The organism is Calothrix sp. PCC 6303 (assembly GCF_000317435.1).
Taxonomy (GTDB): Bacteria; Cyanobacteriota; Cyanobacteriia; order Cyanobacteriales; family Nostocaceae; genus PCC-6303.
In genome coordinates, this window is sequence record NC_019751.1 from 1588333 (window position 1) to 1600735 (window position 12403).

General features: G+C 40.2%; 10 protein-coding genes. 6 read left to right on the top strand and 4 right to left on the bottom strand.

Going from position 1 to position 12403, the window contains the following annotated elements; genetic code table 11:
• The first annotated feature begins 104 nt into the window (after nucleotides 1-104).
• From CAL6303_RS06580 to CAL6303_RS06595, 4 genes are read left to right on the top strand one after another with little or no spacing between them, the layout of a single operon-like run.
• A complete protein-coding gene (locus tag CAL6303_RS06580) occupies nucleotides 105-1973 on the top strand; it encodes a Mu transposase C-terminal domain-containing protein (RefSeq protein WP_041740314.1) in 1869 nt (622 codons plus the stop codon).
• A 3-nt stretch (nucleotides 1974-1976) separates the two neighbouring features.
• On the top strand, nucleotides 1977-2828 hold the full coding sequence (locus CAL6303_RS06585; RefSeq protein WP_015197071.1) for an AAA family ATPase: 852 nt from the start codon (nucleotides 1977-1979) through the stop codon (nucleotides 2826-2828).
• Nucleotides 2785-3351, top strand: coding sequence for a TniQ family protein (locus tag CAL6303_RS06590; RefSeq protein ID WP_015197072.1), 567 nt, complete (start codon nucleotides 2785-2787; stop codon nucleotides 3349-3351). Before CAL6303_RS06585 ends, CAL6303_RS06590 begins: the two co-directional genes overlap by 44 nt.
• Nucleotides 3294-3629, top strand: coding sequence for a hypothetical protein (locus tag CAL6303_RS06595; RefSeq protein WP_144051009.1), 336 nt, complete (start codon nucleotides 3294-3296; stop codon nucleotides 3627-3629). The genes CAL6303_RS06590 and CAL6303_RS06595 overlap by 58 nt, the downstream gene beginning before the upstream one ends.
• Here CAL6303_RS06595 and CAL6303_RS06600 read toward each other — a convergent pair.
• The 3 genes from CAL6303_RS06600 to CAL6303_RS29795 all read right to left on the bottom strand — a co-directional run bounded on the left by CAL6303_RS06600 (nucleotide 3605) and on the right by CAL6303_RS29795 (nucleotide 6771).
• Nucleotides 3605-5497: a WD40 repeat domain-containing protein gene (locus CAL6303_RS06600; protein ID WP_015197073.1), complete on the bottom strand. Its 1893-nt coding sequence runs from the start codon at nucleotides 5495-5497 to the stop codon at nucleotides 3605-3607. The genes CAL6303_RS06595 and CAL6303_RS06600 overlap by 25 nt on opposite strands.
• 575 nt (nucleotides 5498-6072) lie before the next feature.
• Complete coding sequence (locus CAL6303_RS29025) at nucleotides 6073-6288, bottom strand: transposase family protein (RefSeq protein WP_083866360.1); 216 nt, start codon at nucleotides 6286-6288, stop codon at nucleotides 6073-6075.
• Nucleotides 6289-6534: 246 nt separating this feature from the next.
• Nucleotides 6535-6771: a hypothetical protein gene (locus tag CAL6303_RS29795; RefSeq protein ID WP_144051010.1), complete on the bottom strand. Its 237-nt coding sequence runs from the start codon at nucleotides 6769-6771 to the stop codon at nucleotides 6535-6537.
• A gap of 296 nt (nucleotides 6772-7067) precedes the next feature.
• Between CAL6303_RS29795 and CAL6303_RS06605 the strand changes: the two genes are divergently transcribed.
• The gene (locus tag CAL6303_RS06605) at nucleotides 7068-7853 is read left to right on the top strand and encodes an ATP-binding protein (protein ID WP_051036612.1); all 786 of its coding nucleotides are present in this window, start codon (nucleotides 7068-7070) and stop codon (nucleotides 7851-7853) included.
• A gap of 209 nt (nucleotides 7854-8062) precedes the next feature.
• Here CAL6303_RS06605 and CAL6303_RS06610 read toward each other — a convergent pair whose 3' ends face one another.
• Nucleotides 8063-9730 carry an IS1634 family transposase gene (locus CAL6303_RS06610; protein WP_015173935.1) on the bottom strand — a complete coding sequence of 556 codons (1668 nt, stop codon included), beginning with the start codon at nucleotides 9728-9730 and terminating at the stop codon, nucleotides 8063-8065.
• A gap of 263 nt (nucleotides 9731-9993) precedes the next feature.
• Between CAL6303_RS06610 and CAL6303_RS06615 the strand changes: the two genes are divergently transcribed.
• Nucleotides 9994-12360, top strand: a complete 2367-nt coding sequence (locus CAL6303_RS06615) for a hypothetical protein (protein ID WP_339374005.1) — start codon at nucleotides 9994-9996, stop codon at nucleotides 12358-12360.
• The last annotated feature ends 43 nt before the right edge of the window (nucleotides 12361-12403 follow it).

A 12403-nucleotide genomic window follows, 5' to 3' on the forward strand; every position in this document is an offset into this window, starting at 1 on the left:
GCAAATTGAATGTCGTTTATTAAAATTTGTCACTTCGCAAATTGTTTGTCGTATTATTGAGCGATTCATGGTACATTGGTACTCTAATGAGTGTTTTTGCTCTAATGGCAGACAAAAAATTTGAATTGACAGAAAAATTTACACAACTTCCTGAAGCTGTTTTTCTTGGCGAGAATAATTTCGTAATAGATCCATCCCAAATTATTCTGGAAACGTCAGATAAACATAAACTCACATTTAATCTCATGCAATGGCTTGCGGAATCGCCAAATCGCACCATTAAATCTCAAAGAAAGCAGGCAATTGCAAGTACTCTTGGTGTTTCAACTCGACAGGTGGAGCGTCTTCTTAAGCAATACGATGAAGACAGACTATCAGAGACATCAGGTTTACAACGCTCTGATAAGGGAAAATACCGAGTCAGCGACTACTGGCAAGAATTTATAAAAACGACTTATGAAAAAAGCCTTAAAGATAAACATCCAATATCGCCAGCATCTATAGTTCGGGAAGTCAAGCGACATGCCATCGTTGACCTTAAGCTTGAACAAGGAAATTATCCTCATCCAGCTACTGTCTATCGGATTTTAAACCCATTAATTGAGCAGCAAGAACGGAAGAAAAAAGTTAGAAATCCAGGTTCTGGGTCTTGGATGACAGTTGAAACGAGAGATGGAAAGCAACTTAAGGTTGATTTTAGTAACCAAATTATTCAATGCGATCATACGAAGTTGGATATTCGCATAGTTGATAGTGACGGTATATTATTAACTGAACGACCTTGGCTCACCACTGTTGTAGATACTTTTTCCAGTTGTGTGAACGGTTTTCACTTATGGATAAAACAACCTGGTTCTGCTGAGGTAGCTATTGCTCTAAGACATGCTATCTTACCCAAGCAGTATCCCGATGATTATGAACTTGGTAAACCTTGGAAAATATACGGACATCCTTTTCAATATTTTTTTACTGATGGCGGAAAAGATTTTCGCTCAAAACATCTAAAAGCTATTGGCAAGAAATTGGGATTTCAGTGCGAATTACGCGATCGCCCAATCCAAGGTGGCATTGTAGAGCGAATTTTCAATACAATTAATACTCAAGTTCTAAAGGACTTACCGGGCTACACAGGACCGAATGTTCAAGAACGACCCGAAAACGCAGAGAAAGAAGCTTGTTTGAGTATACATGACTTGGACAAGATTTTAGCTAGTTTCTTTTGTGACATTTATAACCACGAGCCTTATCCAAAAGATACTCGCATTACAAGATTTGAACGCTGGTTTAAGGGTATGGGAGAAAAACTGCCTGAACCTTTAAACGAAAGAGAATTGGATATTTGCTTGATGAAAGAAGCTCAACGAGTTGTCCAAGCTCATGGCTCTATCCAGTTTGAAAATTTGGTTTATCGAGGAGAATCACTCAATGCACATAAAGGTGAATATGTAACGTTGAGATATGATCCAGACCATATTTTGACATTATATGTTTATAGCTACGATGTAAATGATGAACTGGAAAATTTCTTAGGCTATGTTCATGCAATAAACATGGACACTCAAGACTTAAGTTTAGAAGAATTAAAAAGTCTTAATAAGGAGCGGAGCAAAGCTCGTAGAGAACACTCTAATTACGATGCGTTGTTGGCATTAAGCAAACGAAAGGAGCTTGTGGAAGAACGCAAACAGGGCAAGAAAGAAAAAAGACAAGCAGAGCAAAAGCGTCTACGGGCTGCTTCTAAGAAAAATTCAAATGTCGTTGAACTACGACAAAATAGAGCTTCAAGTTCTTCAAATAAAGATGAGAAAGATGAGAAAATTGAATTATTGCCAGAGAGAGTTTCAAGGGAAGAACTAAAGGTTGAGAAAATAGAGCCGCAACTAGAAATTTTAGATAAAGCAGAGACTCCACCACAGGAAAGACACAAATTGGTTATTTCTAGCCGTAAACAACATTTGAAAAAGATTTGGTAAACTATGGCACGATCGCAACTCGCAATTCAGTCCTCTGTCGAAGTCCTAGTTCCTCAGCTAGATTTAAATGCTCAACTTGCTAAAGTCGTTGAAGTTGAGGAGATATTCAGTAATTACTTTATACCTACCGATCGCTCTTCAGAATATTTAAGATGGCTAGATGAACTACGGATACTTAGACAATGTGGGCGAGTAATTGGTCCGCGAGATGTTGGTAAAAGCCGAGCCTCTCTTCACTATCAAGGGCAGGATCAAAAACGAATTTCGTATGTAAGAGCTTGGTCAGCATCAAGTTCCAAGCGTTTGTTTTCGCAAATCCTTAAGGATATTAAACACGCAGCACCAATGGGTAAGCGAGATGATTTACGCCCAAGATTGGCTGGAAGCCTTGAAGTATTTGGTTTTGAACAGGTCATTATTGACAATGCAGAAAATCTTCAAAAGGAAGCACTACTAGACCTTAAGCAACTTTTTGACGAATGCCATGTTCCCATTGTCTTAATCGGAGGACAAGAGTTAGATACAATCTTGGACGAATTTGATTTATTAACTTGCTTTCCAACGCTGTATGAATTTGACGGCTTGGACGAAAATGATTTTAAAAAAACATTAAATACAATCGAATTTGATATTTTAGCTCTGCCTGAAGCTTCTAATTTATCTGAGGGGATTATATTCGAGCTTTTAGCGGAAAGTACAGGTGCGCGAATAGGATTACTGGTGAAGATATTAACGAAGGCGGTTTTACATTCTCTCAAAAACGGCTTTAGCAAAATTGATCAAAACATTTTAGAAAAAATAGCTAATCGGTATGGCAGAAGATATATACCTCCCGAAAAGAGAAATAATAAGTAATAAGGAAATTAATAAGGGTGATGAAATTCTACCCAGATTAGGCTTTGTTGAGCCATATGAATGTGAAAGTATTAGTCACTATTTAGGTCGTGTACGTCGATTTAAGGCTAATAGTCTTCCTTCAGGATACTCTTTAGGTAAAATTGCTGGTATTGGTGCCGTTACGACGCGATGGGAGAAGCTCTACCTGAACCCATTTCCTAGCGAAACAGAATTAGAAGCGTTAGCAAAGGTTATTGAGGTGGAGGTTGAAAGACTGAGGCAAATGCTACCACCTAAGGGTATGACGATGAAACCTCGACCAATTCGGCTGTGTGCTGCTTGCTATGCAGAATCTCCTCATCATCGTATTGAATGGCAGTTTAAGGATGTGATGGTATGCGATCGCCATCAGTTACCGTTATCGACAAAGTGCAAAAATTGCGGAACTCCTTTTCCAATTCCTGCGGATTGGGTGAGGGGTGAATGTCCCCATTGCTGTTTGAGTTTTACAAAGATGGCGAAGCGTCAGAAGTCTGGTTAGGAATGCGATCGCACTCTCGTCGCGCAAGCTTCGCACTTCCCCACAAATCCAATCAACGCGAACCACTTTCGTCGCACAAGCGATCGCACTCCAACCCAAACCCTCATAACTGCGATCGCACTAATCCCACAAACCCCAATAAAAGCGATCGCACTCCAACCCAAACAACCAAAACGCGATCGCACAATTCGCAAAACTACGAAGCCGCGATCGCATCCTCCCACAAACCCTTAACCTTTTCCCCTTTCTTTCCTCATTTATTTGGACAAATTTCCTGACGCAACTCATCACGGGTAGCGAGGTAATCTTTGAGATAGTTGCAACCCTGCGCTAGTAAATCATCTAAATCTAAACTCCACAATTTGATGGTTTTGTCCCCACTTCCAGAAGCTAGGGTTTTGCCATCGGGACTAAACACGACACTGCTGACCCAATCTTGATGTCCAGTTAGAGAGGCAATTTCTTTACCCGTAGCGACATTCCATAATTTGATGGTTTTGTCCCAACTTGCAGAAGCTAAAGTTTTGCCATCAGGACTAAAAGTGACGCTTCTCCCACCTTCTTGATGTCCAGTAAGGGAGTAAATTTCTTTGCCCGTGGTGACATTCCATAATTTGATGGTTTTGTCTCTACTCCCAGAAGCTAAGGTTTTGCCGTCGGGGCTAAAAGCGACGCTGTAGACGTAACCTTGATGCCCAGCCAGAGAGGCAGTTTCTTTACCCGTGGTGACATTCCACAATTTGATAGTTTTGTCCACACTAGCAGAAGCTAAGGTTTTGCCATCAGGACTAAAGACAACGCTTCCGACTGTTTCTTGATGCCCAGTGAGAGAAGCAGTTTCTTTACCCGTGGCGACATTCCACAATTTGATAGTTTTGTCCGAACTTGCAGAAGCTAAGGTTTTGCCATCGGGACTAAAAACGACGCTTTCGACTGTTTGTCGATGTCCAGTGAGAGAGACAGTTTCTTTACCCGTGGCGACATTCCACAATTTGATGCTGTTGTCCAAACTTGCAGAAGCTAGGGTTTTGCCATCGGGACTAAAGACAACACTTTCGACCCTTGTTTGATGCCCAATTAGGGAAGTAATTTCCTTCCCTGTTAAGACATTCCATAATTTGATTGTACTATCCCCACTTCCAGAAGCTAACATTTTGCCGTCAGGACTAAATGCAACGCTGTAGACATAATCTTGATGTCCAGTTAGGGAGGGAATGTCTTTACCTGTTAAGACATTCCATAATTTGATGGTTTTGTCCCAACTTGCAGAAGCTAGGGTTTTGCCGTCGGGACTAAATACAACACTCTGGACGCTTTCTTCATGTCCAGTCAGGGAGGCAATTTCTTTACCAGTGGCTAAATTCCATAATTTGATACTGCCATCAGAACTAGCAGAAGCTAAGGTTGTGCCGTCAAGACTAAACGCAACGCTGTCAACATTTATTTGATGCCCAGTCAGGGAGGCAATTTTTTTACCTGTGGCGACATTCCACAATTTAATGGTTTTGTCCCAACTTGCAGAAGCTAGGGTTTTGCCGTCGGGACTAAACACAACACTCTGGACGCTTTCTTCATGTCCAGTCAGGGATGTAATTTCTTTACCCTTGGCGACATTCCACAATTTAATGGTTGTATCCTTACTTCCAGAAGCTAAGGTTGTGCCATCGGGACTAAACACAACACTCTGGACACTTTCTTCATGTCCAGTCAGGGATGTAATTTCTTTACCCTTGGCGACATTCCACAATTTAATGGTTGTATCCTCACTTGCAGAAGCTAAGGTTGTGCCGTCGGGACTAAACATGACGCTGTTAATCTCAGATTTATTTCCAGTCGTCAGGGAGGCAATTTCTTTACCCGTGGTCAAATTCCATAATTTGATACTGCCATCAGAACCGACAGCTAGCATTTTTCTGTCGGGACTAAAGGCGACGCTGTTAACTTTATTATGCCCCTCTAACTGATTCCATTCACGAATGTTTAACAAAATCTCTTGTAAACTAAACACTGGACTGTAAGCCGGATAATCAGCCAAAGACTGTTTACTTTTCACCAAACCTTTCAACTCTCTTCCAGCCCGCATTATTTCCAGCAAATTCTCAATTTGCCCTCCTACATAGAACTGACGCAATGTTCTGATTCCCACTTGTTCTAATCGGGTAGCTGTCAGGGCATTTTTGCGTTGTTGTTCTGCTTCTTCTCGTTGCGTTTCGGCTGTTTGTGCTTGTTTTTTCGCTTCTTGGTTTTGCTGTTTTGCTTGTTGAGATTGCTCAATTGCAATTTTCCTTTCTTGTAGGGCTACTTGCCTTTCTCGTAATGCTACTTGCTGTTCTTGCTTGGTTTCTTCTAGCTGATTAACAGCAATTTCTAGACTTTTTTCTGCTTCTTTAAGTTTTGTTTGAGCTTGCTGTGCTGCTTGTTGCGCTTTTTCTCTATCTCCCTGCGATCGCGTCGCTGATTTTTTTAGAGATTCTACGCTCTTTTTTAACGTTTCAACTTGTTGCCTTCTCTGTGCTACTTCTTGATTTCTCTGGTCTAATTTTCCGGAAAAGCCAGAGTCAACTGAATAATGAGGGCTAGAGATAATTTATGATAGTATAGCCCAGAAAAACTTCGATAGTTAATTCATCACACACATATTTTTAAGAACTAGGATGAACCTGGCAAAATTAGGGAACCAATTCTTAGTCTAACTAGACCACAAACAGTAAAAATTACCTTTTAATATGTATTTGAATGAAGACGAAATCTCTCTGATGCTACACGAAAAATCTTGATGACTCTAATTATATGTTCGACAAAAACTCGATTACTAGAAAATACTTTATTTTCGTCTTTTTGTTCAGCCGTTAATTCCCTATTTCGAGGTTTTTTATGAGGGCTAGAAATATTCGTGCCACCTATATTAAGCTTTGTCGCCTTTAAATGATTGTTCAGTTATCGACAAAGTGTAAAAATTGTGGAACTCCTTTCCCTATTCCTGCGGATTGGGTGACGGGGAATGTCCCCATTGTTGTTTGAGTTTTACGAAAATGGCGAAGCGTCAGAAGTCTGGTTAGGGAATGCGATCGCTTAACACATATTCCATTGTCCTCACACTAAACCCTCGCTACAGACAACTATAAGAATTAGTTGAGATAGTGTGGGTAAATTATTTTGCAACTTATTCATATTATGCTGGCGTTAAAATTGTACTAATTGATCAAACAATTCCTTACCCGTAATACCATTTTCGTCTGCGATCGCCTCATGATTGACTTCCCATTTGGCATAACAATTCTTGGGTGTCATGCCTCGCTGACAATAGCTAGTGAGGCGATCGCTTAATATTACAGAAATAATGCGATCGCATTTTGAGCATAGTTGGGAATATATATTAAGCGAGTGGAGCGGTATATAAAATCCTTGGTGTGGTAGCACCTATAACGAGCGCAATAGTGCTAGCGATTTATTTTTCAATATTTATTCGTAAATAAGTAGTCAAAATATTTACATTCACCACAAGCATTCGCAATGACATTGTGTAATTAATTCTGCTTGACTAATTATGAGCTAGAGCAGGATTTTGTTTAAATTTGCGGATTCTTGCGTAATTACAGATGTTTGTTTTGAATTATCCTTTAAATACTTATGTTGATTTTACTTATATATCTAGTGCGACTTATTAAATCAGATGAGTTGATTTGGAGTGAGCAGAATCCATAACAGAGGGTGGGATGACAGAAGAAAACCGCAGCGTCAAAGTTGGAGGGAGTGCTGACAGCAGTGCCATTCAGACTGGTACTGGCAATACTGCTACTATTACCATCACTAATTACTATTATCGTGAAGATACAACAGTAGTACCGATTGAATCTACAGTTGCTGCTGATGAAAATCTTCCCTGTCCTTATCGCGGTTTGTTTCACTTTGGCCCCGATGACGCGGAGTTTTTCTTTGGACGTGAGATATTTGTCGAAGAACTTTTCGCGGCGACTCAAAACCGCAATTTGATACCCGTATTGGGTGCGTCGGGAAGCGGTAAATCTTCGGTGGTATTGGCGGGATTAGTGCCAAAGCTCCAAAATGAAGGTCACTGGTTATTTACTCACTTCCGTCCTGGTTCCGAGCCTTTCCATGCTCTGGCTTTGGCGCTAGTTCCCCTTTACACGCAAAATCTCGATAATACTGATAAAATCATCCAAGCTCGTAAGTTGTCACAAGCTCTTGGCGAGGGTGAAATTACTCTTGCTGATGTATTTGCCCAGATTCACCAAAATCACCCTACACATCGGGTTTTGCTGATTGCCGATCAATTTGAAGAAATTTACACTTTATGCGCGGATCATAAAGTTCGCCATAGTTTTCTAGATAGTTTATTAGCCAGTTTTCAATCCTCTCCTCATCAGTCCCAATATAACCATGTGCTAGTTGCAACCATGCGAGCAGATTTCTTAGGAAATGCTCTGTTATATCCTCCTTTTGGAGATGTGTTGAAACCCACATTCCGCACTTCAATTTGAAGTACAAAAAGATTACAAGTAAGGAAAAAGTAAAAAGTCAGGATGATGAAGAAATAGAATGCTGAATGAATATACTTTTAAAAATAAATAATCAAAGACAAAAAGATTGACCCATAAAATAGATTACGTAAGCACTAAAAATTTGAGGAGCAATTACTGCTCCTTGAAATTTCAATAAATTTTTATTTCCTGTCCAAATCTTGTTTAAGTTAAGAAAGTAAATAATATTTTTGACAAGATGAGGGCAGACAACTCAAAATAAAATGACGTTCTGATGTTAAATTAACAATTTGATTAAGACCATCTAACATTAAAAAATGAATTCCTTGAAAACATTGAAATACCCATCTTAATGTCGGAGATAAAGTTAGTTTTCCTAATTGATTCTTGATTCCGATTTTGATTCTTTTTAAGCTATTTCTCAGTTCCCTTTGACCAAGGTTATAGACTAGCAAACATAAAGACATTAAAAATAGCATAGTTTCGATTCTTTCAGGGTTTTCAAGAAAAAAACTATCTGCAAAAAACAAGGGGTCTTTTAGAAATCTAAATCCTCGTTCACAAGACTGTTGATTTTTATAAGTCGTAATAATTTCTTCTGGTTTTAATTTATCGTCGTCATTAACTAGGTTAGTTGCTAAAATAAACCTTCCAGCTTCCTTTCTTTGTATTTCTATTTCTTCGGGTTTTTCATAACTTACTCCTTCCATTTTATAAATAGTTTTATTATTTTTTGATTTACTTTCAATAAAATTAGCTTCTTTAATTTCATGGAATTTTAGCTTTTTATTGATACCTTTTAGTTTATATCGTGCTTGCTCTGGAGTTTCAAAATCTTCTCTTTTTAACTCTTTAAGCAACTTTTCAACTTTATCTTTTTCTTTTATTAGCTTTTTATCTAGCTTTTCTAAATCGCTATCTTTTCTTTTTTGACTTTCTACTATTAGCCAAATTTGTTTAATACCACCATAATTAACTATTTCTTCTTTCCACTTGTATCCGTCTAAATCTTGATATGTCTTTTTCTTCTTTTCTTCCGTTTCTATCTCCTTTTCTTCTGTTTCTATCTCCTCTATCTCTTCCATCTCCTCTGTATTTACAGACTGAACTAATTCTTGTGCTTTCTTAATCGTCATCGGCACTCGACTTATCCATTTTAAATTCTCAATTAATTTGAGATTCTCTTGGCTATATAATGCGCTGTCACAGACCATAATACTGTCAAAAACTATTTGTTTTTTAAATTCTATTAAGATTTTTCCAAATACTGCTTTATCTGCTTCGTTCCCATCTCCTGCTCTCATTAATAATGGTATATCTCCATCACTACTCGTGATTAAATCTAAAACACATTGCTTTAAATCTGGTCTATGGTCACGAGAATATCCTTTGGTTATGAATATTGGTCTTTCTTTAGTGATTTCTTCTTCTTTTTCTTGATTCATTTCTCTTTTATACTTCCCGTGTAAATGAAATGAAGTTGCATCTAAATGTGAGTATTTTGTATCTATTTTAAATTTCTTAATTACTGATAGGACAATTTCTATAAATAAATTATTCAATCCATATTTATATAAATCATCCATGACTCTTCCAATTTTATCGTCGTTGAGATAATTACTTTCTACACCTTCTCCCAATAATAATTCAATTGCTTTATCATCAAAAAACTGCTTGAATAAATATAAAGGTCTTGATACAAATCCTAATCCATTGATTAAAACAGCTTTTACCAATACTCCTGCTGTAATCTTCTCACGGGAGTCTACTCCTAATTTGGAATTAATTGTTTCAACTATTCCTATTTCATCAATTAGCCCAGCTACTATTCCGAGATGATCTATATTTTTAATTTCTGCAATTGAAGTTGGTGACATTTTTACCTCTCAAATATTTTTGAGTTTTTTTAATTGTCTCACTTTTGCTATCTAAGTAATTTGGCACGATAAAACAATATATATTAACTTTTCTCAAAAGCTTGAAACCAGTATTAATCGCCTACGCAATTTTCTGTATACTTAATAACCTTTGGCTGATTCTTAATACTGTCTTACTTGAATTTTACGAGTATTTTTATTTACTCGTGCCAGAGAGTTCTAATGTAGCATAAAATGCTACATTCTGAAGTGCGGAATGTGGGTTGAAAACTGATATCAAGCTGATCAGGTCGATGAATCATGAAGAACTTTCACAAGTGATTGCCAAGCCTGCTGACAAGTTGGGGGTGACATTTGAAGTAGGATTGCTGGAACGGATTTTAGATGATGTGGAAGATGAACCGGGGAATTTACCTCTGCTGGAATTTGCGTTAACGGAATTGTGGCAGCAGCGCCAGGGTAAACAGTTAACTCATGCAGCTTATCAGCAAATAGGCAAGGTACAAGGAGCTTTGGCTCGTCATGCAGATCAGAAGTATGGTAAGTTGAGTGCAACTGAAAAAGAACAAGTACGGCGCATTTTCATCCAATTAGTGCATCCGGGTGAAGGCACGCAAGATACGCGACGACTGGCAACGAAGGCAGAATTAAGCGAAGCCAGCTGGGGATTGGTGAAGCAGTTGGCGGATGCGCGATTAGTGGTTACTAGTCGTAATGCTGCCGAGCAAGAAACAGTGGAAGTTGTCCACGAGGCATTGATTCGTAATTGGGTCGAACTGCGACAATGGATGGATGCAGATCGTAGCTTTCGTGCTTGGCAAGAAAGGCTGCGGTTCACAATGGATCAATGGCAAAAAATGCAACGGGATGAAGGGGTATTGTTGCGGGGTGCAGTGTTAAAAGAAGCAGAAGCCAAGCTGAAGCAACGCCGAGAGGAACTGAGCAAGGGAGAGCAAGAATTTATTCAAGCTAGTTTAGCAGTGCTTCAACGTGGTAAGCAGCGAATTTACTATTTTTTTGGGGGAGTTAGTACTATCCTTTTACTGACGCTGGGGATTTGGGGTTGGTTGAATTATACAACTCCGGGGAAATTGACTCAAATTCGCTGGAAATTGACTGATATGGGTCAAAAGGTAAGCAGTCCTGAGTATAAATTAAAAGCGGTTGTCGCCTTTGCTAAGGATGAAAATTTTACTGAAGCCTTGAAACTTGCCAAGCAGATTCCGGATTCCCAAAACAAAGCCTATGTCTTAACAATCATTGCCGAAGCCTATGGCAAGCTCAACCAAGCGCAAACTGCCGCTCCCTTGCTAGAAAAAGCGCTCGCCTCTGCCAACCAGATTCCGGATTCCCAGTACAAAGCCTATGCCTTAACAGCGATTGCCGAAGCCTATGCAGAGCTACAACAACCCGAAAAAGCCGCTCCCTTGCTGGCAAAAGCGATCGCCTCTGCCAACCTGATTTCGCAATCCTATGAGAAAGCCTATGCCTTAAAAGCCATTGCCGAAGTCTATAGCAAGCTCAACCAAGTGCAAACAACTGCTCCCTTGCTGGCAAAAGCGATCACCTCTGCCAACCTGATTCCGGATTCCTCCGGCAAAGCCTATGCCTTAATAGCTATTGCCGAAGCCATTGCCAAGCTCAACCAAGCGCAAACAGCCGCTCCCTTGCTGGAAAGAGCGATCACCTCTGCCAACCTGATTCCGGATTCCTCCGACAAAGCCAAAGCCTTAATAGCCATTGCCAAAGCTTATGGCAAGCTCAACCAAGCGCAAACAGCCGCTCTCTTGCTGGAAAGAGCGATCGCCTCTGCCAACCAGATTCAGAATTCCGCCTCCACAGCCGATGCCTTAATAGCCATTGCTGAAGCCATTGGCAAACTCAACCAAGTGCAAACAGCCGCTCCCTTGCTGGCAAAAGCGATCGCCTCTGTCAACCTGATTCCGGATTCCTACAACAAAGCCGATGCCTTAACAGCCATTGCCGAAGCCTATGGCAAGCTCAACCAAGCGCAAACAGGCGCTCCCTTGCTGGCAAAAGCGAGCGCCTCTGCCAACCTGATTCCGGATTCCTACAACAACAAAGCCAATGCCTTAATAGCCATTGCCAAAGCTTATGGCAAGCTCAACCAAGCGCAAACAGCCGCTCTCTTGCTGGAAAGAGCGATCACCTCTGCCAACCAGATTCAGAATTCCGCCTCCACAGCCGATGCCTTAATAGCCATTGCCAAAGCCATTGGCAAACTCAACCAAGGGCAAACTGCTGCTGCTTTGCTGGAAAAAGTGCTCGCCTCTGCCAACCAGATTCAGGATTCCAACTCCAAAGCCTATGCCTTAACAGCCATTGCCGAAGCCTATGGCAAACTCAACCAAGGGCAAACTGCTGCTGCTTTGCTGGAAAAAGCGATCGCCTCTGCCAACCAGATTCAGAATTCCTCCGACAAAGCCAATGCCTTAACAGCCATTGCCGAAGCCGCAGCGAACCTGAAAAATTGGGGACAGGCACTGAAAGCCACGGAAAAATGCCCCAGTGACGAATGTCAGGTGGATTTGCTGGCGAAGGTTTTAACGGTTCATACCGAGCAGCAGCGCCCTGAGTTGAAGAAAGAGAAGGAGAAGGAAGAAGAGTGAACATTTTATTCAAACAGCGATAATTAACGAACTGACTTGTCAG